At 73.0% G+C, this 21,730-nt stretch carries 20 protein-coding genes and 1 pseudogene; 12 read left to right on the top strand and 9 right to left on the bottom strand.

Going from position 1 to position 21,730, the window contains the following annotated elements; all coding sequences use genetic code 11:
* Positions 1 to 23 precede the first annotated feature (23 nt).
* Genes GA0115240_RS00590 through paaA form a run of 5 tightly spaced genes read right to left on the bottom strand, consistent with a single transcriptional unit; the run spans position 24 to position 3,752 of the window.
* Entirely contained in the window at positions 24 to 1,151 is a 1,128-nt protein-coding gene (locus GA0115240_RS00590) for a 2Fe-2S iron-sulfur cluster-binding protein (RefSeq protein WP_093734659.1), read from the bottom strand.
* Entirely contained in the window at positions 1,152 to 1,688 is a 537-nt protein-coding gene (paaD, locus tag GA0115240_RS00585; protein ID WP_093734658.1) for a 1,2-phenylacetyl-CoA epoxidase subunit PaaD, read from the bottom strand.
* The gene (paaC, locus tag GA0115240_RS00580) at positions 1,682 to 2,476 is read right to left on the bottom strand and encodes a 1,2-phenylacetyl-CoA epoxidase subunit PaaC (RefSeq protein WP_370673251.1); all 795 of its coding nucleotides are present in this window, start codon (positions 2,474 to 2,476) and stop codon (positions 1,682 to 1,684) included. The genes paaD and paaC overlap by 7 nt, the downstream gene beginning before the upstream one ends.
* Positions 2,473 to 2,781: a 1,2-phenylacetyl-CoA epoxidase subunit PaaB gene (paaB, locus tag GA0115240_RS00575; RefSeq protein WP_093734657.1), complete on the bottom strand. Its 309-nt coding sequence runs from the start codon at positions 2,779 to 2,781 to the stop codon at positions 2,473 to 2,475. The genes paaC and paaB overlap by 4 nt, the downstream gene beginning before the upstream one ends.
* Entirely contained in the window at positions 2,778 to 3,752 is a 975-nt protein-coding gene (paaA, locus tag GA0115240_RS00570) for a 1,2-phenylacetyl-CoA epoxidase subunit PaaA (protein WP_237554492.1), read from the bottom strand. Before paaA ends, paaB begins: the two co-directional genes overlap by 4 nt.
* A 195-nt stretch (positions 3,753 to 3,947) precedes the next feature.
* On the opposite strand from paaA, the gene GA0115240_RS00565 reads away from it, so the two are divergent.
* The 3 genes from GA0115240_RS00565 to GA0115240_RS00555 all read left to right on the top strand — a co-directional run bounded on the left by GA0115240_RS00565 (position 3,948) and on the right by GA0115240_RS00555 (position 6,952).
* The gene (locus GA0115240_RS00565) at positions 3,948 to 4,613 is read left to right on the top strand and encodes a DUF5819 family protein (protein WP_093734656.1); all 666 of its coding nucleotides are present in this window, start codon (positions 3,948 to 3,950) and stop codon (positions 4,611 to 4,613) included.
* Positions 4,610 to 6,067 (top strand): HTTM domain-containing protein, encoded by a 1,458-nt coding sequence (locus GA0115240_RS00560; protein WP_107407066.1) that lies wholly within the window; start codon positions 4,610 to 4,612, stop codon positions 6,065 to 6,067. Before GA0115240_RS00565 ends, GA0115240_RS00560 begins: the two co-directional genes overlap by 4 nt.
* 114 nt (positions 6,068 to 6,181) lie before the next feature.
* A complete protein-coding gene (locus GA0115240_RS00555; RefSeq protein WP_093734655.1) occupies positions 6,182 to 6,952 on the top strand; it encodes a TrmH family RNA methyltransferase in 771 nt (256 codons plus the stop codon).
* 43 nt (positions 6,953 to 6,995) lie between these two features.
* Here the strand turns inward: GA0115240_RS00555 and paaN are convergent, their stop codons facing one another.
* Entirely contained in the window at positions 6,996 to 8,672 is a 1,677-nt protein-coding gene (gene paaN / locus GA0115240_RS00550) for a phenylacetic acid degradation protein PaaN (RefSeq protein ID WP_093734654.1), read from the bottom strand.
* A 161-nt stretch (positions 8,673 to 8,833) separates the two neighbouring features.
* On the opposite strand from paaN, the gene GA0115240_RS00545 reads away from it, so the two are divergent.
* Positions 8,834 to 10,384 carry a 3-hydroxyacyl-CoA dehydrogenase gene (locus GA0115240_RS00545; RefSeq protein ID WP_093734653.1) on the top strand — a complete coding sequence of 517 codons (1,551 nt, stop codon included), beginning with the start codon at positions 8,834 to 8,836 and terminating at the stop codon, positions 10,382 to 10,384.
* A complete protein-coding gene (locus GA0115240_RS00540; protein WP_093734652.1) occupies positions 10,381 to 10,968 on the top strand; it encodes a TetR/AcrR family transcriptional regulator in 588 nt (195 codons plus the stop codon). The genes GA0115240_RS00545 and GA0115240_RS00540 overlap by 4 nt, the downstream gene beginning before the upstream one ends.
* Before the next feature lie 144 nt (positions 10,969 to 11,112).
* Here the strand turns inward: GA0115240_RS00540 and GA0115240_RS00535 are convergent, their stop codons facing one another.
* The gene (locus GA0115240_RS00535; protein WP_093734651.1) at positions 11,113 to 11,595 is read right to left on the bottom strand and encodes an Lrp/AsnC family transcriptional regulator; all 483 of its coding nucleotides are present in this window, start codon (positions 11,593 to 11,595) and stop codon (positions 11,113 to 11,115) included.
* A 181-nt stretch (positions 11,596 to 11,776) separates the two neighbouring features.
* Between GA0115240_RS00535 and pdhA the strand changes: the two genes are divergently transcribed.
* From pdhA to GA0115240_RS00510, 6 genes are all read left to right on the top strand, one after another.
* Complete coding sequence (gene pdhA, locus GA0115240_RS00530; RefSeq protein WP_093734650.1) at positions 11,777 to 12,877, top strand: pyruvate dehydrogenase (acetyl-transferring) E1 component subunit alpha; 1,101 nt, start codon at positions 11,777 to 11,779, stop codon at positions 12,875 to 12,877.
* The gene (locus tag GA0115240_RS00525; RefSeq protein ID WP_093734649.1) at positions 12,874 to 13,905 is read left to right on the top strand and encodes an alpha-ketoacid dehydrogenase subunit beta; all 1,032 of its coding nucleotides are present in this window, start codon (positions 12,874 to 12,876) and stop codon (positions 13,903 to 13,905) included. Before pdhA ends, GA0115240_RS00525 begins: the two co-directional genes overlap by 4 nt.
* Positions 13,905 to 15,554, top strand: a complete 1,650-nt coding sequence (locus GA0115240_RS00520; protein ID WP_093734648.1) for a dihydrolipoamide acetyltransferase family protein — start codon at positions 13,905 to 13,907, stop codon at positions 15,552 to 15,554. Before GA0115240_RS00525 ends, GA0115240_RS00520 begins: the two co-directional genes overlap by 1 nt.
* Before the next feature lie 57 nt (positions 15,555 to 15,611).
* Positions 15,612 to 16,475: a molybdenum cofactor guanylyltransferase gene (locus GA0115240_RS00515; protein ID WP_237554491.1), complete on the top strand. Its 864-nt coding sequence runs from the start codon at positions 15,612 to 15,614 to the stop codon at positions 16,473 to 16,475.
* Positions 16,476 to 16,508: 33 nt separating this feature from the next.
* Positions 16,509 to 16,781 carry a DUF6457 domain-containing protein gene (locus GA0115240_RS37775; RefSeq protein WP_237554490.1) on the top strand — a complete coding sequence of 91 codons (273 nt, stop codon included), beginning with the start codon at positions 16,509 to 16,511 and terminating at the stop codon, positions 16,779 to 16,781.
* 488 nt (positions 16,782 to 17,269) lie between these two features.
* The gene (locus tag GA0115240_RS00510) at positions 17,270 to 18,553 is read left to right on the top strand and encodes a molybdopterin molybdotransferase MoeA (RefSeq protein ID WP_370673250.1); all 1,284 of its coding nucleotides are present in this window, start codon (positions 17,270 to 17,272) and stop codon (positions 18,551 to 18,553) included.
* Between the two features lie 177 nt (positions 18,554 to 18,730).
* On the opposite strand, the gene GA0115240_RS00505 is transcribed toward GA0115240_RS00510, so the two are convergent.
* Positions 18,731 to 20,200, bottom strand: a complete 1,470-nt coding sequence (locus tag GA0115240_RS00505) for an MFS transporter (protein WP_202450904.1) — start codon at positions 20,198 to 20,200, stop codon at positions 18,731 to 18,733.
* A 197-nt stretch (positions 20,201 to 20,397) separates the two neighbouring features.
* Here GA0115240_RS00505 and GA0115240_RS00500 point away from each other — a divergent pair, with 197 nt between their 5' ends.
* Positions 20,398 to 21,378, top strand: a complete 981-nt coding sequence (locus tag GA0115240_RS00500) for an NAD(P)H-quinone oxidoreductase (RefSeq protein WP_093734646.1) — start codon at positions 20,398 to 20,400, stop codon at positions 21,376 to 21,378.
* Positions 21,379 to 21,440: 62 nt separating this feature from the next.
* On the opposite strand, the pseudogene GA0115240_RS00495 reads toward GA0115240_RS00500, so the two are convergent.
* Positions 21,441 to 21,730, bottom strand: a pseudogene (locus GA0115240_RS00495) (hypothetical protein); the annotation flags it as partial.

Genomic DNA, 21,730 nt, shown 5'->3' with positions numbered 1-21,730 from the left:
GCTGATCTGGCTGAGCCGGCTGATCAGGCGTCGAAGTCGACCTCGACGACCGGCGTCAGCGGGTGCGACTGGCACGCCAGCACATAGCCGGCCTCCGTCTCCTCCGGCTCCAGCGCGAAGTTGCGGTCCATCCGCACCTCGCCCGACACCAGCTTCGCCCGGCAGGTTCCGCACACTCCGCCCTTGCAGGCGTACGGGGCGTCCGACCGGTTGCGCAGCACCGTCTCCAGGACGGATTCCTCGCCCGCCGACGGCCAGCTGCCGCCGCGGCCGTCAAGCGTCGCCCGTACGGTGGCGCCGCCGGACATCGGCCCCGCCGCCGCCGTCGGTCCCGCCGGGGCTTCGGCCGCCACCTCGTCCACATGGAAGATCTCCTGATGCACCCGGGAGCGGGGTACGCCCAAGGTGCGCAGCGCGTGCTCGGCAGCGCTGACCAGGCCCAGTGGCCCGCACAGATACCAACCGTCCACCGCGAGCACCGGGAGCAGCGCCGGAAGCAGCGCGGTGAGCCGCTCGGCGTCGAGGCGGCCCGACGGCAGCCCCGCCTGCTGCTCTTCCCGGGACAGTGCGGACACCAGGTGGAAGCGGTCCGGCCAGCGGTCCTTCAGGTCCGCGACCTCCTCCAGGAACATCGTGGACGCGGCCGTGCGGTCACTGCGGATCAGGCAGAAGGTTGCTCTCGGCTCCCGGGCCAGTACCGTGCCGATCTGTGACAGCACCGGGGTGATGCCGCTGCCGCCGACCACCGCGGCGAACCGCCCGGGCCGTGGCTCCAGAACGAACCGTCCTGCCGGGGTCATCACGTCCAGCACGTGCCCGGTGAGCAGTTCCTTGAGCGCGTAGGTGGAGAACTCACCGTCCTCCACCAGGCGCACCCCGACCCGCAGCCGCCGCGGCCCGGAGTCCGGCCCGTCGCCGGGGCCGGAGCCCGGCACTGCCTCCGGCCCGGCCGGCAGCAGGTCGGCCGGCACCGGGTCGCACAGCGAGTACGTCCGCCTGACTTCGGCGCCCGCCACCTGTCGGCGGATGGCGATGTGCTGACCCGGCCGGTAGCGATACGCGGCGCGCAGCTCCTCGGGGACCTCGAAGGAGATGGTCACCGAGTCGTCCGTGAGGGGGCGGACCTCCGCCACCCGGAGCGGATGGAACATTCACACCTCCTTGAAGTGGTCGAACGGCTCGCGGCAGGACTCGCAGCGCCGCAGTGCCTTGCAGGCGGTCGAGGAGAAGCGGCTCAGCAGCCGGGTGTCCGTCGAGCCGCAGTGCGGGCAGCGGATCGCCAGGTCGACGGCCACCGGGCCGGGGCCGGCGCCGGCAGGTCCGTCGGGGGAGGCCGGGCCGGCCGGGAGGTGGCGGGGCGGTGCCACTCCGGCTTCCGCGAGCTTGCGGCGGCCCTCCGGGCTGATCGCGTCGGTGGACCAGGCCGGGGCGAGCACCGTGCGCACTTCCACCTCGGACACGCCGTGCGCCCTCAGTACATCGGTCACGTCCGCGGCCATGGTGTCGATGGCCGGGCAGGCTGTCCAGGTCGGGGTCAGCTCCACGGTCACCCGCCCGGGGCCGATGACCCGCAGACCGCGCAGCACGCCGAGCTCGGCCAGCGAGATCACCGGCAGCTCGGGGTCGGGCACGGCGCCGGCCAGCCGCAGCAGCTCCTGCTCCAGTGCGGTCGCTTCGGCGGTCACCATGACGCCCCCGGGTGGGCACGGTGCAGATACTGCATCTCGGCAAGCAGCCGCCCGAACGGCTCCGTGTGGACCCCCTGCCGGCCCGCCCCGGCCGACCACGGTGTGCGGTCGCGGCCCTGCGGCATCGTCAGGGTCGCCCGCCCGACCGTCGCCGTCACGTGCTCCAGCCAGCGCTCGCGCAGCGCGGGCGGGTCGATGGCGAGGCCGTCCAGCGGGTTGAACAGCTCGCCGGTGTAGCGCCACAGCCCGTCCAGGGCCCCCTGCATCCGGCGGTGACTCTCCTCGGTTCCGTCACCGAGTCGCAGCGTCCACTGCTCGGCGTGGTCCCGGTGGTAGGCGACCTCCTTGACGGCCTTCGCCGCCAGGGGCGCCAGCTCGCCGCCGGATGAGGCCAGCCCGGCGTAGAGCAGCTCCTGGTAGACGGAGAAGTACAGCTGGCGGGCGATGGTCTCGGCGAAGTCCCCATTGGGCCGCTCCACCAGCTGCACGTTGCGGAACTCGTGCTCCTCGCGGAGGAAAGCCAGCTCGTCCTCGTCACCGGTCAGCGACAGCAGGGTGCGGGCCTGGCCGAGCAGATCGAGGGCGATGTTGGTGAGGGCGACGTCCTCCTCCAGCACAGGCGCGTTTCCGGCCCACTCCCCCAGTCGCTGGGCGAGCACCAGGGCGTCGTCGCCGAGGGCGCGCGCGGCGGCAGCGGCCGGCCCCGTCAGCGCGGGGGTCGGCGAGGAGTCGACCGCCTGGGTGCTGGGCGTCCCAGGGGTCGGCGCGGTTGTGTCGGTGGCGGTCACAGGTGCTTCACCCCTTCGGGGATCTCGTAAAAGGTCGGGTGCCGGTAGGGCTTGTCGGACGACGACTCGAAGAACGGGTCCTTCTCGTCGGGGGAGGAGGCCGTCACCGCTGTGGACGGCACCACCCAGATCGAGACGCCCTCGGATCGCCGGGTGTACAGGTCCCGGGCATTGCGCAGCGCCATCTCGGCGTCGGGTGCGTGCAGACTGCCCGCGTGGCTGTGGCTGAGCCCGCGCCGACTGCGGACGAAGACTTCCCACAGCGGCCACTCGGTGCCGCTCGGCTCGTCCTGTCCCCCGGTCATCGCTGGGCCTCCTTGTGCTTGGCCGCGTAGGCGACGCCCGCGTCCCGTACCCAGGCGCCTTCGTCGTGTGCGGTTCGACGGCGCTCCAGCCGCTGGTCGTTGCAGGGGCCGTTGCCGCGCAGCACTTCCTGGAACTCGCTCCAGTCGATGGCCCCGTAGTCGTGGGCGCCCCGTGCCTCGTTCCACCGCAGGTCCGGGTCGGGCAGGGTCAGGCCCAGCACCTCGGCCTGCGGGACGCATATGTCCACGAAGCGCTGCCGCAACTCGTCGTTGGAGTGGCGCTTGATCTTCCAGGTCATTGACTGCTCGGAGTGCGCCGACTCGTCGTCCGGCGGGCCGAACATCATCAGCGAGGGCCACCACCAGCGGTTCACCGCGTCCTGGGCCATGGCGTGCTGGGCGGGGGTGCCCCGGCTCAGCGCGAGCAGCAGTTCGTATCCCTGCCGCTGGTGGAAGGACTCCTCCTTGCAGATCCGCACCATGGCGCGTGCGTACGGCCCGTAGGAACAGCGGCACAGCGGGACCTGGTTGGTGATGGCGGCGCCGTCCACCAGCCAGCCGACTGCGCCGACGTCCGCCCAGGTGAGGGTCGGGTAGTTGAAGATCGAGGAGTACCGCTGGCGGCCGGCGTGCAGCTTGTCCAGCAACTCGTCCCGGCTCACCCCCAGTGTTTCGGCGGCGCTGTAGAGGTAGAGGCCGTGTCCCGCCTCGTCCTGCACCTTGGCCATCAAGATCGCCTTGCGGCGCAGTGAGGGCGCCCGGCTGATCCAGTTGGCCTCCGGCTGCATGCCGATGATCTCCGAGTGGGCGTGCTGGGCCATCTGGCGGATGAGCGTGGCGCGATACGCGTCCGGCATCCAGTCGCGGGGCTCGATCCTGAGATCGGCGGCCACCGCGTCGTCGAAGGCCGCTGTCATCGCGTCCTGGTCCGCCGCCGCTGCGGTCGCCGGGGGCTGCGCCGTGGTCGTCATCGGACCTTCCTCTCACTCACCTGAATCAACCGACCGACCGATCGTTCGGTTCACTCCATGGTCGAGCGCGCAAGAGGCGGGTGTCAAGCCGTTCCTCAGCCTGTGGATAACTCGGTAAGGTCACCGCCGGGCCCCCGGGTGGGTAGCGTGCTGCGCGGCAGCAGGGCCCGAGCAGCTGGCGAGATCGGAGAAACGATGGAGTCAATGCAAGGGCCGCCGCCCCGGGTGGCGGCACTCTCGCTGCCCGGGCGCATAGCCGTGGCGGTGACGGTCGGCGTCGTCAGCGTGGCCGCTCTGTTGCACCTCGCCATGGTGTTCCTGCATGTCGCCCCCTCGAACACACTCAGCAAGGAGCACGCGGCGGCGGTCAGCGACTACATCTATCCGGAGTTCGAGCAGAACTGGAAGCTGTTCGCCCCCGACCCGCTGCAGCAGAACATCCACGTCGAGGCGCGTGCCGAGGTCCGCCAGCCGGGCGGCGCACTCAAGACCACCGGCTGGGTGGACATGACCGGCATGGACATCGCCGCCATGCGGCACGATCCGCTGCCCAGTCACACCCAGCAGAACGAACTCCGCCGCGCCTGGGGCTTCTACACCGACACCCACGACCAGCAGGAGCAGCCCAACGCGGGCGATCGCAGCGACATGAGCCGCGACTACCTGCAACGCATCCTGCAGGACCGTTTCGGCTCGCGGCTGGACGGCGGCGACGTCGTCCGGATCCAGGCCCGCGCCGCCACCACCCAGGTTCCGCAGCCCTCCTGGGCAGCGGGCGCGACGAGTTCGAGCGCCGAGTACCGGACGCTGCCCTGGTGGACCGTGAGCGCCGCGTCGGCCGGTCAGGAGAACGCCTCATGAGCGCCACCCCGCACAGCCGCGCCGCCGCCGACGACGCCGGATCGGACGGCGGATCCGAAGCCCGATCGGACGCTGGCTCCGGTGCCGGTTACGGTGCCGGTTCCGGTGCCGCCTCCGCGTCCGGCGCCGGCTCCCGAGCGGTCCCCGCCCCGGCGGCCGACTCCCCGTTCGCCTCCTTCGGGGCCGGTCTGGACCGCTCGATAGCCCGCGGTCTGCGCCGGGCCTGCGAGAACGTCCTGGGCCCCTACCAGAGCGCGATCGTGCGGATCGGGTTCTCGCTGACCTGGCTGCTGTACCTGCTGCGCGAATTCCCGCACCGCGACGAGCTCTACGGTCCGGACAGCCCCTGGGGCTTCGACCTGGCCAAGCGACTCATCGCGGGCAATCACGCCTTCAGCGTGCTGATGTGGAGCGACAGCCGCGCCTGGTTCGAACTGGTCTACGCGCTGGCGATCGCGGCGAGCGTGACGCTGCTGCTGGGCTGGCGGACCCGGACGTCCGCGCTGCTGTTCATGGTCGGCGTGCTGTCCCTGCAGAACCGCAGCGTCTTCGTGGGCGACGGTGGCGACAACGTCGTGCACATCATGGCCATCTACCTCGCCTTCACCCGCTGCGGACGGGTCTGGTCCCTCGACCGCCGCTGGGCCCTGCGGCAGGAGGGCCGCGCCGAAAAGGCCGAGCAGGCCGAGCAGGCCGAAAGGGCGGAGCAGGCCGAGCGCGGCGAGAGGGCCGAGAGCGCCCCGAGGTTCGCCGACCCCATCGGTATCGCGCTGTGGGCGGTGCTCGGCGCCGCCCTGATCGCCGCCTGCCTCGCCGGCAAACTCAGCACCGGATGGGCGGTGATCTTCTGGGCCTGCTGGGCAGGCCAGGCTGTCTGGTGGGCGGTGCGACGCTACGCCCCCGGCGAGCCCCGCAGCGTGCTCGACATCATGGGCAACATCGTCCACAACGGCGCCATGCTCGTCATCGCCGCCGAGGTCTGCCTCATCTACTCCACGGCCGGCTGGTACAAGATCCAGGGCAGCCGCTGGCAAGACGGCACCGCGCTCTACTACCCGCTCCACCTGGACGACTTCACCCCTTGGCCCGCCCTGTCGCACGCCCTGGCCGGCAGCGCGATCATGGTCATGCTGATCACCTACGGCACCGTCATCGTCCAGGTCGCCTTCCCCTTCACCCTGTTCAACCGGCGGGTGAAGAACGTGCTGCTCTGCCTGATGATGCTGGAGCACGCCTCGATCGCCATCGTGCTGGGCCTGCCCTTCTTCTCACTCGCGATGATCGCCGCCGACTCGGTCTTCCTGCCCACCGGATTTCTGATCTGGGCCGCCAGTCGGGCCGCAGGGCTTCTGCGACCCGGCGCCGGGTCCGCCGAGACGGCGATCCCCGAGCAGCGCCCGCCCGGCGGCACGGAACCGGCGGTCGGCCGGCCACCCGCCGGCGCCGTGTCCTGACCGGCCGGTCGGCCGGGGCCATCGGCTCCCCGGCCGGCCGCACAGCTGGGACAGTCGGCCGAAGCCCGCCGGAAGCGGGAAGGAGCCCTCCGACCCGACCCGTAGGCTGACGCCATGAGCGAGGACGAGGTCGTACGGCGCTGGCGCGAGACCTCTTCCGGTGCGGTACTGCTCGACGGTTTCCACGCCCTGAAGCACGCGCTCCGCTTCGGGGCCGATGTGCGTGTCGCCGTCACCGCCGACAAGGCGGCGGCCCTGCGGCTTGCCGCCGAGCTGGCCCCTGATCTCGCCGGCGACCTCGCCACCCGGCTCAGCGAGATCCCGCCAAAGGCGCTGCGCGGCCTGGTCAGCCGGGTGCACCCCACCGGGGTGGCCGCGCTCGCCGGGCGGCGCGACCCGGAGGCGAACCTGGCCGACCTCGCCCGGCGGCCCCGCCCGGCGCCGGTCGTCGTGCTGGACCGGCCCCGCAACCTCGGCAACGTCGGTGCGGTTGTCCGGCTCGCCGCGGGATTCGGCGTCACCGGGGTCGTCACCACCGGGGACCTCGACCCCTGGCACCCCAACGCCGTACGGTCCGGCGCCGGCCTGCACTACGCCACGGCCGTCGAGCACCGGGACGCCGCCGAACTGCCGCCCGGGCCGCTGTGGGTCCTGGACCCGGAGGGCGAGGACATCCGGGCCGTCGAGCTGCCGGACGAAGCACTGATCGTGTTCGGCTCGGAGCGGCACGGGGTCTGCGACGAACTGCGGGCCCGGGCCGACGCGCTGGTGGCCCTGCCCATGCGGGCCCAGGTCTCCAGTTACAACCTCGCCACCAGCGTCGGTATGGCGCTCTACCACTGGGCGGCCACGTCCCGGTCCCCCCTGGTCCCCGGACGCTCCTGAGCCGTTCGGGCAGGGCGGGCCGAGACGGGCGGCCCGTCGTTCGTCAGGCCGGCCGCCGCACCTCCACCATCCGGAAGCGGCTCGCGACGAAGGCGCCGTCGCTCAACGCCGCGTTGGCCGCCGGATTACCGCCCGAACCGTGGAAGTCGGAGAAAGCCGCGGTCTGGTTGACGTAGACCCCGCCGGTGAGATTCAGCGAGAGCTGCGCGCATTCCTCCCAGCACGCCTCCTCCAACTGCCGCTCGACTTCCGGAGAGGTGGTGTAACCGCTGACCGTCATGGCGCCCTTGTCGCGGATGGTGCGCCGCAGCAGCTCCACCGCGCCGGCGGTCGAATCGACCGCCACCGCGAAGGAGACCGGCCCGAAGCACTCCGACATGAAGGTGCTCTCGGCGTCCGGCTTGGCCGTGTCGAGCGTGATCATGGCCGGGGTGCGGACCACCGCGTGCGGGTAGTCGGGGTGCTTCAGGGTGCGGGAGGCGAGGGCGACCTCGCCGACTCCGGAGGCGGCCTCGAGCCGCGCTTTGACCTCCGGGCTCACCAGGGCGCCGAGCAGGGCGTTGGCCCGCGTGTCGTCCCCCAGCAGCCCCTGAACCGCCGCGGCGAGGTCGGCGACGACCTCTTCGTACGCCTTCGGTCCGGCGTCGGTCTCGATGCCGTCCCGCGGGATCAGCAGATTCTGCGGGGTGGTGCACATCTGGCCGCTGTACAGCGACAGGGAGAAGGCCAGATTGGCGAGCATGCCGCGGTAGTCGTCGGTGGAGTCGATGACGACGGTGTTGACGCCCGCCTTCTCGGTGAAGACCTGGGCCTGCAGGGCGTTGGCCTCCAGCCAGTCCCCGAAGCCGGTGGAGCCGGTGTAGTCGATGACGCGGATCTCCGGCCGGACCGCGAGAGTCTTGGCGAGGCCCTCGGCGGGGCGCTCGGCGGCCAGGCACACCAGCTCGGGCGGGAAGCCGGCCTCCGCCAGCACCTCACGGGCGACGGCCACGGTGAGCGCGAGCGGCAGCACGGCCTGCGGGTGCGGTTTGACCAGCACCGCGTTCCCGGTGGCGAGGGAGGCGAAGAGCCCCGGATAACCGTTCCAGGTCGGGAAGGTGTTGCAGCCGATCACCAGGCCGACCCCGCGCGGCACCGCGGTGAAGGACTTGCGCAGAGCGACCGGATCGCGCTTGCCCTGCGGCTTGATCCACTCGGCGGTCTCCGGGACACGGATCTGCTCGGCGTACGCGTAGGTCACCGCCTCCAGGCCGCGGTCCTGCGCGTGCGGCCCGCCCGCCTGGAAGGCCATGGTGAACGCCTGGCCGGAAGTGTGCATCACCGCGTGGGCGAATTCGTGGCTCCGGGCGTTGATCCGGGACAGGATCTCCAGGCAGACCAGGGCGCGGGCCTCCGGGCCGGCGTCCCGCCAGGCGGGCACGGCGGCGCGCATCGCGGGCAGCAGCCGGTCGGGATCGGGGTGCGGATACCGCACGCCCAGCTCCACCCCGTAGGGCGACCGCTCGCCGCCGGTCCAGTCGTCGGTGCCGGGCTGGTCCAGCTCGAAGGGGCGGCCGAGCAGCGCGTCAAAAGCCGCCTTGCCCGCTTCGGCGTCCGGGTAGGCCTTGAGGTGCTCGGGGTAGGGCGACCAGTATTCGCGGGTCCGGATGGCTTCCAGCGCCTTGTCGAGGGTGGCGCGATGGCGTTCGATCAGGACCGCGGTGGAGAGATCGGCGGACATGGGACCAACTCCTCGTCGAGCTGGGCTGAGTGGTTGGGACACCGCTAGATTAACCGAATGTTCGGTCGGGACAAGGAGAACGTCGCCGGCCTGTGGACAACTTCGGGACATCGGCACAACGGACGATTCGGGGACAACCCGGCAGGGAGTCGTGGACAACCGTGAGCGCACTTGACCGCAGCAGCACCGTGGCCGTCGTCGGCGCGGGCACCATGGGCCAGGGAATCGCACAGGTCGCGCTGCTGGCCGGCCACCGCGTGAAGCTCCACGACGCCGTGCCCGGCCGGGCGCGGGCGGCCGTGGAGACCCTCGCGGGACGCCTCGACCGGCTCGTGGCCAAAGAGCGGCTCAGTGCCGCGGACCGCGGGGCGGCTCTGGCACGGCTGGCCGCGGCCGGGGACATCGAGGAACTGTCCGATGCCAGGCTGGTGGTGGAGGCGGTGATCGAGGACCTCGCCGCCAAGCGGCGGTTGCTCGCGGAACTGGAGGCGGTCGTCGGCGACGAGTGCCTGCTGGCCACCAACACCTCCTCGCTGTCCGTCACCGCGGTCGCGGGCGCCTTGCGCCTGCCCGGGCGTCTGGTCGGCCTCCACTTCTTCAACCCGGCCCCCGTGCTGCCCCTGGTCGAGGTCGTGGCCGGAGCGGCCAGTGACCCGGCGGCTGTCACCACGGCCTACGACACCGCCGCGGCCTGGGGAAAGGCCCCGGTGCGGTGCACCGACACCCCGGGCTTCCTGGTCAACCGCGTCGCACGCCCCTTCTACGCCGAGGCATTGCGGATCCATGAGGAGCGGGCCGCCGACCCGGCCACAGTCGACGCGCTGCTGCGGGAGTGCGGGGGCTTCGCCATGGGCCCCTTCGCGCTGATGGATCTGATCGGCCAGGACGTCAACGAGGCGGTTACCCGATCGGTGTGGGACGCCTTCAACCACGACCCCAAGTTCACCCCCTCGCTCGCGCAGCGCCGCCTGGTCGAGTCGGGACGGCTCGGCCGCAAGTCCGGGCGCGGCTGGTTCGCCTACGACGCGGACACGGCAGCCCTGTCCGGACCCCGGACCGCCGAGCCCGCCGCCGCACCCCCCTTCGTCACCGTTCGCGGCGACCTGGGACCGGCCCGCGAACTGGTCGCGCTCGCACAGGAATCCGGGATCGAGGTGCGCGAAGAGCCGTATCCGGCGAGCGGGCAGGCGGGGCGTCCGCGGGGCGACGGACGGCCGCGCCGCGGCGTCGTCGTCCTGCCCTCGGGAACGCCCCTCCGGCTGGCGGACGGACGGCTGCCGGGTGAAGCGGCCGTCTGCTTCGATCTGGCGCTGGACTACCGGGCCGCCACCCGGATCGGGATCGCGCCGTCCGCGGGGGTGCACCAGGATGGCTTGGAGCAGGCCGTTGGGTTCTTCCAGGCCATGGGCAAGGCGGTCAGCGTCATCGGCGACGTGCCGGGCATGGTCGTGGCGCGGACCGTGGCGATGCTGGTGGACTTCGCCGTCGACGCGGTGGCCAGAGAAGTGGCCTCCGCCCACGACGTGGACACCGCGATGCGCCTGGGAGTGAACTACCCGCTGGGCCCGCTGGAGTGGGGCGAGCGTCTCACCGCGCCGTGGGTGCGCGATCTCCTCGACGGCCTGCACTCCTGGTATCCGACCGGCCGCTACGCGCCCTGCCCGGAATTGAGACGGCGCGCGGCCGCGGCGGAAGGTGTGGTCTCCTCATGACCATGTCCAAGCGCGACACCTATACGCCGGATTCGCTGCTCGCCGTCGCGGTCGAGGTCTTCAACGAACGCGGCTACGACGGCACCTCCATGGAGCACCTCTCCCACGCGGCGGGCATCTCCAAGTCCTCCATCTACCACCACGTGCGGGGCAAGGAGGAACTGCTCAACCGGGCGGTGGGGCGGGCCCTGGAGGGCCTCTTTGCCATCCTGGAGGAACCGGCGTCGCTGGACGGGCGCGCGGTCGAGCGGCTGGAGCACGTCACCCGGCGGACCACCGAGGTCCTGATGGAGGAACTCCCGTACGTCACCCTGCTGCTGCGCGTGCGGGGCAACACGGAGACCGAGCGGTGGGCGATGGAGCGGCGCAGGGAGTTCGATCAGCGGGTTTCCGCCCTGCTGAAGGCGGCGGTGGCCGAGGGCGATCTGCGCGCGGACGTCGAGGCGAGGCTCGCGACGAGGCTGCTGTTCGGGATGATCAACTCGGTCGTCGAGTGGTACCGGCCCGAAGGGAAGAGCGCGGCGGACCGCGCGCAGGTGGGCGACGCGGTGGTGCGGCTGGCGTTCGACGGGCTGCGCACGTAGGCGGCTCGCCGGGGCGGGCCGGCCGTCACGGACGCCCGTCCCCTCCTCTTTTCCGCTTGTACTCGAATCGCCCTCGAATCTTTCACCCGAACGGCTCCGGATGGACTCCGGCGAACCGCCGTGGGTCCGGCAGCCCCGTCCCGCTCAGTCGCCGATGACCGGATCGGTCTCCTCGAAGACCAGCAGCGTGCGGCTGCTGAGCACCTCCTCGATGGCCTGCAGACGGGTCAGGACCAGCTCGCGCAGACTGCGGTTGTCGACGGTGTGCACCAGCAACAAAACGTCAAAATCACCGCTTACCAGGGCAATATGGACTACACCCGGAAGGGTGACAAGTTTTTCCCGGACGGTCCGCCACGAGTTCTGGACGATCTTGAGCGTGATGTACGCGGACGCGCCTTGCCCGGCTCGCTCGTGGTCGACGCGGGCGGTGAAACCTCGGATCACTCCGTCTTCGATCAGCCGATTGATCCGCGCGTAGGCGTTGGCCCGGGACACGTGTACACGCTCGGCCACGGAGCGTATCGAGGCGCGTCCGTCCTCTTGCAGCAGCCGCAGGATCGTGCGGTCGATCGGGTCCAGAGGTCGGACCGTTGGTTCCTCATCGGCCATCTGTTCGCTCGCCATCCCCCGGAAGCTCCATACCATGGACGTACTGGCTCCATCTCAGGCTGTGCAGAACCGTTTGTCCACAGGCGAAACCACCCCGTAGCCAAAATGCCTCCGGCGACCGAACAATCGGTTGGGAGAGCGAAACCCGCTCGCCCCCCGACCGAACCCGGTCAACGATCACGAGGAGGTGCTCGCGATGACCGTGCTGGACACCCCCGCTTGGCGCCACCGCACCGATGCCGCGCCGCTGCTGCCCGACCCGGAGCCGTATCGGCTGCTGGGCACCCCCGATGCCGCCCGGCTCGATCCCGCGCTGCTGCGCGCGCTGTACGGACAGCTCGTCCGCGGCCGGCGCTTCAACCAGCAGGCGACCGCGCTGACCAAGCAGGGACGCCTCGCCGTCTACCCGTCCAGCACCGGCCAGGAGGCGTGCGAGGTGGCCGCCGCCCTGTCCTTGCAGCCCCAGGACTGGCTCTTCCCCAGCTATCGGGACACCCTCGCCGTGATCGCCCGGGGTGTGGACCCGGTCGCCGCGCTCACCTTGCTCCGCGGCGACTGGCATACCGGTTACGACCCCCGCGCCGAGCGAGTGGCCCCGCTGAGCACACCGCTGGCCACCCAGCTGCCGCACGCCGTGGGACTCGCCCACGCCGCCCGGCTCAGCGGTGACGACGTGGTGGCGCTCGCCCTGGTCGGCGACGGCGGCACCAGCGAGGGCGACTTCCACGAGGCGCTCAATTTCGCGGCCGTGTGGCGGGCGCCGGTGGTCTTCCTGGTCCAGAACAACGGCTTCGCCATCTCCGTCCCGCTCGCCAAGCAGACCGCGGCCCCGACCTTCGCCCACAAGGCGGTCGGCTACGGCATGCCCGGGCGGCTCGTGGACGGCAATGACGTGGCAGCCGTGCACGAGGTGCTGACCGAGGCCGTCGACCGGGCCCGCGGCGGCGCCGGGCCCACCCTGGTGGAGGCGGTGACCTACCGCATCGACGCCCACACCAACGCCGACGACGCCACCCGCTACCGCGACGACAGCGAAGTCGCCGCTTGGCGCGAGCACGACCCGATCACCCTGCTGGAACGCGAGCTGACCGATCGCGGTCTGCTGGACGACGCGCTGCGGCGGAGCGCGGCGGACGAGGCCGAGACGACGGCCGCCGCCCTGCGCGCGCGGATGAACGCCGACCCGGCGCTCGATCCGATGGAGCTGTTCGCGCACGTCTACGCCGAGCCGACGCAGCAACTGCGGCAACAAGAGGCCCAACTGCGGGCCGAGCTGGAAGCGGAGCAGCAGTCATGACCACCGCCACCCGGGCCGCCGACCGCACCCAGGCGCCCGCCCGCAAGCCCGCAACGATGGCGCAGGCACTCAACCAGGCGCTGCGCGACTCCCTGAGCGCCGATCCCGCGGTCCACGTGCTGGGGGAGGACGTCGGCGCCCTCGGCGGCGTCTTCCGGATCACCGACGGCCTCGCCAGGGAGTTCGGCGAGGAGCGCTGCACGGACACCCCCCTCGCGGAGGCCGGCATCCTCGGTACCGCGGTCGGCATGGCGATGTACGGACTGCGGCCGGTGGTCGAGATGCAGTTCGACGCTTTCGCCTACCCGTCCTTCGAGCAGCTGGTCAGCCATGTCGCCCGGATGCGGAACCGCACACGGGGCGCCCTGCCGCTGCCCATCACCATCCGGATCCCCTACGGCGGCGGCATCGGCGGGGTGGAGCACCACAGCGACTCCTCGGAGGCGTACTACGCCCACACCCCCGGCCTGCATGTGGTCACCCCGGCCACGGTCGCGGACGCCTACGGCCTGCTGAGGGCCGCCATCGCCTCCAACGACCCGGTGGTCTTCCTGGAGCCGAAGCGGCTGTACTGGTCGAAGGCGGACTGGTCCCCGCAGGCACCGTCCGAGGTCGAGCCGATCGGCCGGGCGGTGATCCGCCGGGCCGGCCGCACCGCCACCCTGGTCACCTACGGCCCGTCGCTGCCGGTCTGCCTGGAGGCGGCCGAGGCGGCAAAGGAGGAGGGCTGGGACCTCGGCGTGGTGGACCTGCGCAGCCTGGTGCCCTTCGACGAGGAGACGGTGGCGGCGGCGGTCCGCGGCACGGGGCGGGCGGTCGTGGTGCACGAGTCGGCCGGCTTCGGCGGCGCGGGCGCGGAGATAGCCGCCCGGATCACCGAACGGTGCTTCCACTACCTGGAGGCGCCGGTGCTGCGGGTGGCCGGATTCGACATCCCCTACCCGCCGCCGATGCTGGAACGGCACCACCTGCCCGGCGTCGACCGGATTCTCGACGCCGTGGGGCGCCTGCAGTGGGAGGAGGGGTAATGGCGGTCGTCAAGGAATTCACCCTGCCCGATCTGGGCGAGGGACTGACCGAAGCGGAGATCGTGCGCTGGCTGGTGGAGATCGGCGAGGTGGTGGCCGTCGACCAGCCGGTGGTGGAAGTGGAGACCGCCAAGGCCGTGGTGGAGGTGCCCTGTCCCTACGGGGGTGTGGTCACCGCCCGCTTCGGGGAGGAGGGCGAGACCCTCGCGGTGGGCCGGCCGCTGGTGACGGTGGCGGTCGGCTCGATGGACGGCACCGAGGGCGGCGCGCCGGCCGACGAGAAGTCGGCCGCTCCCGGGCCCGGTGGCAGTGGACCCGGTGGCACTGGGCCCGGTGGCAATGGGCCCGATGACGGCGGGGCCGGCACGGCGGCGGAGGAAGGCTCGGGCAACGTCCTGGTGGGCTATGGCACGGGTCCGGCGGCCCGACGGCGCAATCGGGTGCGGACGATAGGCCGAGGGACCATGCACACCGGCGCGGCCACGGGGCACGGTGGTGCGGCGGCATCCGTGCCGCCCCACGATGCGCTGCCGCCCCGGACCGCGCCTGCGGTGAACGGCCACCGGGCGGACGACCGGTCGGCGGGCCCCGCACAGGGCCAGGACAACGGCCGGGCGGATGCCCGGGCGGGCCACCTGGCGGACGGCGGGCCGGTGGCCGTGGTGTCGCCGCTGGTCCGGCGGTTGGCCCGCGAGCGAGGTCTCGACCTGAGGACGGTGGCGGGGAGTGGCCCGGACGGGTTGATCCTGCGGGCGGATGTCGAGCGGGCGGCGGCACCGGGCACGGACGGCGCGACGGCCTCGGCCCAGGCACCGGACCGGGATCTGAACCGGAGCTACCCCAACGCCAACGCCCGAGCCCACGCCCAGGACCCGACGCCTGGCCCGACGCCGGTCCCGGTCGCGGCTCCGGTTTCGGCCGGATCGTCCATGACCCGGGATCAGGAAGGAGCCGAGCGCATTCCATTGCGCGGTATACGCGGCGCCGTCGCGGCGAAGCTCACCCGCAGCCGCCGGGAGATCCCGGACGCCACTTGCTGGGTGGACGCCGATGCCACCGAACTGCTCGCGGTACGGACCGCGATGAACGCCGCCGCGCAGGCCGCGGGCGCCGAGCGGATATCGGTGCTCGCGGTGCTCGCCCGGATCACCACGGCCGCGCTGGCCCGCCACCCGGACCTGAACGCCACGGTGGACACCGAGCGGGGCGAGATCGTGCGGCTGCCCGCCGTGCACCTCGGGTTCGCCGCGCAGACCGAGCGCGGGCTGGTGGTGCCGGTGGTGCGGGACGCGCAGGCCAGGACCACGGCCGGGCTGTCCGCCGAGATCGGCCGGCTGACGCAGGCCGCCAGGGACAGCTCGCTGACGCCGGGAGAGTTGACCGGCGGGACGTTCACGCTGAACAACTACGGGGTGTTCGGGGTGGACGGCTCCACGCCGATCATCAACCACCCGGAGGCGGCGATGCTCGGCATCGGCCGGATCGTGCCCAAGCCGTGGGTGCATCAGGGCGAGTTGGCGGTACGGCAGGTGGTGCAGCTGTCCTTCACCTTCGACCACCGGGTTTGCGACGGCGGCACGGCCGGCGGATTCCTGCGCTTCGTGGCCGACTGCGTGGAGAATCCGGCGGTGCTCCTCGCATCCGTGTGATCCCGGCGGCGTGCACGGGAGGCCGCACGGCGGGGTGACCGGGGGATACTCGCGGGCATGACGAGCTACGACGCGGTGGTGCTGGCCGGCGGCGCGGCGAGGCGGCTCGGCGGTGCGGACAAGCCCGCGCTGCCGGTCGGCGGCCGCATGCTGCTGGACCGGGTGCTGGCGGCTTGCGGGGCGGCGGACGCCACGGTCGTCGTCGGGCCGCGCCGGTCGACCGCGCGGCCGGTGCGGTGGACCCGGGAGCAGCCGGCCGGCGGTGGTCCGCTGCCGGCCCTCGCCGCCGGGCTCGTCGCGTTGGGGCCGGACGCCGGTCGGGCCGGAGCCACGCGGCCGGGCGACGTTGCCTCCAGCGGTTGGGGGCGGCCCGAGGTGGTGCTGGTGCTGGCCGCTGATCTGCCGTTCCTGACGGCGCGCACCGTGGACGCGCTGGCCGAGGCGCTCACCGCGGACGCCAGGAAGCGGACCGGCGAGCGGCCGGACGAGCGACGGGCCGAGCCAAGGGCCCAGCGACAGGCTGAGCGACCGGTCGGACCAACGGTCGGGCGGCGGGATCGCCTGACCGAGGGCGAAGACAAAGACACGAAAGGCACCGAAGGCACCGGAGACAGCGGGGGCCCCGAAGGCATCAAGAACGGCGACGAAGACGTGACGGAGTGGGAAGGAGTGATGCTGACGGACGCGGACGGCCGGGACCAGCCGCTGGCGGCGGCGTACCGGATCGAACCACTGCGGCGCGAACTCGCCCTGCTCGGGGCCGAGCACGGCGGGCTGACCGGGTTGCCGCTGCGGCTGCTGACGGGGGAGTTGAGGATGCGGAGGATGCCCGACCCGACGGGGGAGGCGTCTTTCGACTGCGACACCTGGGAGGACGTAGCGGTGGCACGGGCCCGGCTGGACGGCGCGTCCGAGGGGTGAGCCTGCCCGCCGACGGGAGGAGGATCGGAGAACATGGGGCCTGTGTTGGACGAATGGATTTCAGCAGCCAAGACCGAACTGGGCATCGACCTCGACGTGGACATCGCCGTCCTGCTCGACCTGGCCCGTGATGCCGCACACGGCGTTGCCCGCCCTGCCGCACCGCTGACCACCTTCCTGGTGGGTTACGCGGCGGCGAGCGCGGGCGGCGGCCCGGAGGCGGTGCGGGAGGCAGCGAGCAAGGCGGCGGCGCTCGCGCAGCGCTGGGCCGAGGAGTCCGGCAGCGAACCGGACCCGGCGAGATGAGCGGTTCGGGCGGTGACGCCGCCGACCGCGCACTCGACGACGCCCTGGCGCTTGCCAACGAGCCCCGGGGCGAGGCCGATCGGGGTCGCCCGGCAACCACCGACCCGCTGGTCGTCGCGCTGGGTATCGGCGAAGCCGAGGGACCCCCCGGCCGGGCCCGCGGCTCGGCCGGATCGCGCCCGCGCCCGGTGCCGCCCGCTCCCCCGCCGCCCTTGGACCCGGTGGCGGTCGCGCTGCGCCACGGCCAGGAGGAATCCGCCCCGCCGCGCCCGCCCGCCCGGAGCGGCAAAGGTGGCGCCCAGACCTCGGCCGACAGCTCTTCCGGGGACCGTCCTTCCGCCCGCCGAGCCGACGCCGCCCGAACCCCCTCCCGCCGGGCCGCCGCCGGCCGAACCTCCCCCGGCCGTCCCCCTGAGGACGGCGCCCCCCCTGACGGTGAAGCCGCCCCCCGCCGTTCGGCCTCCCGCCCCGAACCCCCCGGTCCGCCCGTGGCCGCCCCGCATCTCCACACCCACGAGGCCACTTGGCCCGAAGCCCGGCGGATCGCCCGTCAGGCGGCCCGCCGACTGGGTCCGCAGGTCCAGCCGCTGGGCGACGACGCTCTCGGGACGGCGCTGGCCGAGCCGCTGACGGCCCTCGTCGATCTGCCGTCCTTCGACTCCTCGGCGATGGACGGCTGGGCGGTGGCCGGCCCGGGCCCTTGGTGGCTGACCGGCCAATTGCTGGCAGGTCAGGGCTCCCCGGCCCTTCTGCGCGACGGTTGCGCCGCGCCGATCGCCACCGGCGCCGTTCTGCCGCCGGGCGCGGTGGCCGTGCTCCGCAGCGAGCACGGCCGGACCGAACACCGCACCGACGGGACGCGGTTGGAGCTCCGGGAGCAGCGGTTCGCGCCGCGGCCGGGCCAGGAGGTGCGGCGGCGGGGGCAGGAGTGCCGGAGCGGTGACGAGTTGCTGCCGGCCGGGGCGGTGGTGACGCCGGCCGTGTTGGGCCTGGCGGCGGCGAGCGGTTACGACGAGCTGACGGTGACCGCCAGGCCACGGGTCGAGGTGCTCGTGCTGGGCGACGAGTTGCTCGGCCACGGGTTGCCCCGCAAGGGCCGGGTACGGGACGCCCTCGGTCCGATGCTGCCGTCGTGGCTGCGCGCGCTGGGCGCCGAGGTGACCTCGGTCCGGCACCTGCTGGACGATCTGGGCGCCGTGCGTGAGGCGATCAGCGCCGGATCGGCCGATTTGATCATCACCACGGGCGGCACCGCGGGTGGCCCGGTCGACCACGTTCATCCCGTGCTGGCCGCGATCGGCGCGAAGCTCCTGGTCGACGGGGTGGCGGTTCGCCCGGGCCACCCGATGCTGCTCGCCGAACTGCCAACCCCGGGACCTGCGACTGCCCCGGCACGCGCGTCGGCGGCCGTACCCGGAGGCGGCCCGTTCCTCATCGGCCTGCCGGGCAACCCGCTGGCCGCCGCGGCCGGAGTGCTCACCCTGGTCGCCCCTCTGCTGCGGACCCTGGCCGGTCACCGCGTACCAGCTCCGTACGCGGCGCCGCTGACGGAGGACGTGGCCGGCCACCGCGTGGACACCCGGCTGGTCCCGGTGGTCTTCGACGACGACTCCGCCGCCCGGCCGCTGCGCTTCGCCGGCTCGGCGATGCTGCGCGGCCTGGCCGCCGCCGACGGTATGGCGGTGATCCCGCCCGGCGGCCTGCGCGCCGGGCAGGAGACCGCCGTGCTCGACACCGGGATGTCCGCGGCCGCCTGGGGGAGCGGCGGGTGAGGCTCTCCCGGCGGGACACGGCGGCAGATCGCCTGGCCGCGGCACCGGCCACGGGGGCGGGGCCGCGTTCGTACCGGGTGCTGTTCCCCCACACCGCCGCCGGGCCGCTGCGCCAGGTGCTGCGGCGGCTTTCGCCCCGGCCGCCCCGGCCCGGGCTCCGCGATCCGGTCGCGCCGCTCAGCCCACGCCCCGCGATCCCGCCCCGCGTACCGAAGCGCGGGCCGGCCTGCCCGCCCGCGACCGCAGCGCGTCCCCCGCGCCCGGGTGCAGGCGGACCGCGCCCGCCGTGGCGGCGAGGGCAGCGGGGGCCAGCAGGCAGAAGGCGGCGCTGTAGGACAGGGCCGGCGAGGTGCGCCCGAGGAGGGCGTGGGTGACGGGGCCGCCGAGTCGGATCGCGACGGTCGCCGCCGCGACGCCGAGACCCGCGGCCATCTGGTTGGCGGTCGCGTTCAGGGTGCTGGCGTCCCGCATCCGCCGCTGCGGAATGTCCGCGAAGGCCAGCGTCGAATATCCGGTCAGGCCGAGCGACCGCGCCGCGCCGCTGATCACGGCCAGCGCGGCGATCAGCCACCGCGGGGTGCCCGGGGTGAGAAAGGCGCAGCCCACCATGCTGCCGGCCAGCGTCGCGCCCGACACCACCAGCAGTGACCGGTAGCCGAACCGCCCGAACAGATACGTGGTGGCCGGCTTGATGCCGATGTTGCCGACGAACACGAACAGCACCAGGGCGCCCGAGGTGACCGCGCTCCAGCCGAACACCTCCTGGAACAGCAGCGGCAGCAGGAACGGCACCGCGCTCACCGCTACCCAGAACGACGAGCCGCCCGACACGGACGCCCGGAACGACGGCGCCCGCAGCGTCCCCAGGTCGATCAGGGGATGATCCGCCCGTCGCAGATGCCGGACCGCCGCCACCAGCATGGCCACCGAGGCCGTACCGAACGCCGCCGCCACCGGCCACGACCCGTGGGTCCGGGACAGCAGGTGCCCGGTGTACGTCAGGGTGCCCAGCCCGGCCGATGTCCACAGCACCCCGGGCCAGTCCAGCGCGCCGACCCCGCTCACCGGTCCGCCCTCGATCAGCCGCCAGGCCACCGCGAAGGCCAGCACCCCGAGCGGGATGTTGATCAGGAAGAGCCAGCGCCAGCTGGCGTACGTCGTGATGACGCCGCCCAGCAGGGGCGCGATCACCGGGGCGAGCAGCGCGGGCCACACGATGTAGGACACGATCCTCGGCAGGTCCGGCTTGGCCACCCCGGACATGGCCGTCAGCCGCCCGACCGGGACCATCATCGCGCCGCCCGCGCCCTGCACCACGCGCAGCGCCACCAGTTCACCGAGGTTCGAGGCCCCGGCGCAGGCCAGGGACGCCAGGGTGAACAGCGCGATCGCGGCGAGGAAGACGCGCCGGGCGCCGTAGCGGGCGGTGAGCCAGCCGCTGAGCGGGATCAGCACCGCGAGGGTCAGCAGATAGGCGGTGACGACCAGACCGATCGCGGTCGCCGAGACCCCCAGCGAGGCGCCGATGTGCGGGGCGGCGGTGGTCACGATGGTGCCGTCCAGGTTCTCCATGAAGAAGCAGCCCGCGACGAGCAGGGCGACGGCGCGCTGCCGGTCGCCGAGCGGCTGCGACGTGGTATCGATCACCTGTTCAGTTTCGCTGGTCGGTACGACCGACGTCAGCAGGGTTACGAGCCGGGCACGGGCACGGACGCGGACGCGGGGAGGTGCGGGCGCGTAGGTCGGGCGGGTGGTGGGGCAAGGGCGGGGCGGCAGTGGGCCGTCCGTGAATCCTCGGCGGGGGCACCGGACTTCCTCCGCTGTCCGGCGTTACCGTCGACAGCATGCGTGCGATAACGATTGCTGAGCCGGGCGGCCCCGAGGCACTGGTCCTGGCGGAAGTCCCCGATCCCGTGCCGGGCCCGGGCGAGGTGCTGGTGGAGGTCACGGCGTCGGCGGTGAACCGGGCCGATCTGCTCCAGCGGCAGGGCCGCTACGACCCGGCGCCCGGGGTTTCGCCGTACCCCGGGCTGGAGTGCTCGGGGCGGATCGCGGGATTTGGCCCCGGCGCGAGCGGTGGGGCCTGGTCGGTGGGCGACCAGGTGTGCGCGCTGCTCGCCGGCGGCGGGTACGCGGAGAAGGTCGCGGTGCCGCTCGGCCAGCTGCTGCCGGTGCCCAAGGGCGTCGATCTGACGACGGCGGCGGCGCTGCCGGAGGTCGCCGCGACGGTCTGGTCGAACGTCTTCCAGGTCGCGAACCTGCGGCCCGGTGAAACGCTGCTGGTGCACGGCGGGTCCAGCGGCATCGGGACGCTGGCGATCCAGCTCGGCAAGGCGGTCGGGGCGAAGGTCGCGGTCACCGCGGGCAGCGCGGACAAGCTGGCCGCCTGCCGCGAACTCGGCGCCGATGTCCTGATCAACTATCGCGAGCAGGACTTCGTGGCGGAGCTCGGCGAACACGGCGCCGACGTGATCTTGGACCTGGTGGGGGCCAAGTACCTGGCCCGGAACATCGAGGCCCTCGCCGTGAACGGCCGGCTGGTCGTGATCGGGATGCAGGGCGGCGTGAAGGCGGAGCTGGATCTCGGCCGGCTGATGGCCAAGCGGGCCGCCGTCATCGCGACCGGGCTGCGGACCCGTCCGCTGGACGAGAAGGCCGCGATCATCGCGGCGGTGCGGGAGCATGTCTGGCCGCTGATCGAGGCCGGGGTCGTACGGCCGGTGGTGGACCGGGTCTTCCCGCTCGACGAGGCGGCGCAGGCCCATCGGCTGATGGAGAGCAGCGGGCACGTGGGGAAGGTGCTGCTCGCGGTGCGACCGGCCTGAGGGGTCGGGCCCGGGTCCAGCGCCTTCCGCCGGCCCGGGCCCGGGCCGGCGAAAGGCGCGGATCAGGAGCCGGCGGGTCGGCGCAGCCGCAGCCCGATGAAGCCGAGCCCGAGACCTGTCAGGAGCAGGCCGAGGCCGAGCGGCAGTATCCGGGTCGCCCGCCGGGCCGGTGCGGAGGCCGACTCCGAGGCCGACTCCGCCGCCGGATCCGAGGCCGCGGGCGGGGTGGAGGGCGGCTGTCCGGCAGCCGCCGGACCGGTGGGTGTGGGGGTGCGTCCGGCGGACGGCAGCCGGCCGCCCTCGACGGGCACCGGCGAAGAGCCGCGCCGGGCGCCGTACGTGCCGTGGCGGC

The sequence above is a fragment of the Streptomyces sp. DvalAA-14 genome, assembly GCF_900091855.1.
Lineage (GTDB): Bacteria > Actinomycetota > Actinomycetes > Streptomycetales > Streptomycetaceae > Actinacidiphila.
Note: the sequence above shows the minus strand (reverse complement) of the source record. Positions and strands in the feature narration are given on the sequence as shown.

What these genes read in the sequence shown, in the direction of transcription:
- paaA (WP_237554492.1), bottom strand. Translation starts at nt 3,752, where the DNA reads ATGACGACCACGGCGCAGCCCCCGGCGACCGCAGCGGCGGCGGACCAG.
- GA0115240_RS00560 (WP_107407066.1), top strand. Translation starts at nt 4,610, where the DNA reads ATGAGCGCCACCCCGCACAGCCGCGCCGCCGCCGACGACGCCGGATCG.
- GA0115240_RS00590 (WP_093734659.1), bottom strand. Translation starts at nt 1,151, where the DNA reads ATGTTCCATCCGCTCCGGGTGGCGGAGGTCCGCCCCCTCACGGACGAC.
- paaN (WP_093734654.1), bottom strand. Translation starts at nt 8,672, where the DNA reads ATGTCCGCCGATCTCTCCACCGCGGTCCTGATCGAACGCCATCGCGCC.
- GA0115240_RS00555 (WP_093734655.1), top strand. Translation starts at nt 6,182, where the DNA reads ATGAGCGAGGACGAGGTCGTACGGCGCTGGCGCGAGACCTCTTCCGGT.
- GA0115240_RS37775 (WP_237554490.1), top strand. Translation starts at nt 16,509, where the DNA reads ATGGGGCCTGTGTTGGACGAATGGATTTCAGCAGCCAAGACCGAACTG.
- GA0115240_RS00500 (WP_093734646.1), top strand. Translation starts at nt 20,398, where the DNA reads ATGCGTGCGATAACGATTGCTGAGCCGGGCGGCCCCGAGGCACTGGTC.
- paaD (WP_093734658.1), bottom strand. Translation starts at nt 1,688, where the DNA reads ATGGTGACCGCCGAAGCGACCGCACTGGAGCAGGAGCTGCTGCGGCTG.
- GA0115240_RS00515 (WP_237554491.1), top strand. Translation starts at nt 15,612, where the DNA reads ATGACGAGCTACGACGCGGTGGTGCTGGCCGGCGGCGCGGCGAGGCGG.
- GA0115240_RS00535 (WP_093734651.1), bottom strand. Translation starts at nt 11,595, where the DNA reads ATGGCGAGCGAACAGATGGCCGATGAGGAACCAACGGTCCGACCTCTG.
- GA0115240_RS00565 (WP_093734656.1), top strand. Translation starts at nt 3,948, where the DNA reads ATGGAGTCAATGCAAGGGCCGCCGCCCCGGGTGGCGGCACTCTCGCTG.
- pdhA (WP_093734650.1), top strand. Translation starts at nt 11,777, where the DNA reads ATGACCGTGCTGGACACCCCCGCTTGGCGCCACCGCACCGATGCCGCG.
- paaB (WP_093734657.1), bottom strand. Translation starts at nt 2,781, where the DNA reads ATGACCGGGGGACAGGACGAGCCGAGCGGCACCGAGTGGCCGCTGTGG.
- GA0115240_RS00540 (WP_093734652.1), top strand. Translation starts at nt 10,381, where the DNA reads ATGACCATGTCCAAGCGCGACACCTATACGCCGGATTCGCTGCTCGCC.
- GA0115240_RS00520 (WP_093734648.1), top strand. Translation starts at nt 13,905, where the DNA reads ATGGCGGTCGTCAAGGAATTCACCCTGCCCGATCTGGGCGAGGGACTG.
- GA0115240_RS00525 (WP_093734649.1), top strand. Translation starts at nt 12,874, where the DNA reads ATGACCACCGCCACCCGGGCCGCCGACCGCACCCAGGCGCCCGCCCGC.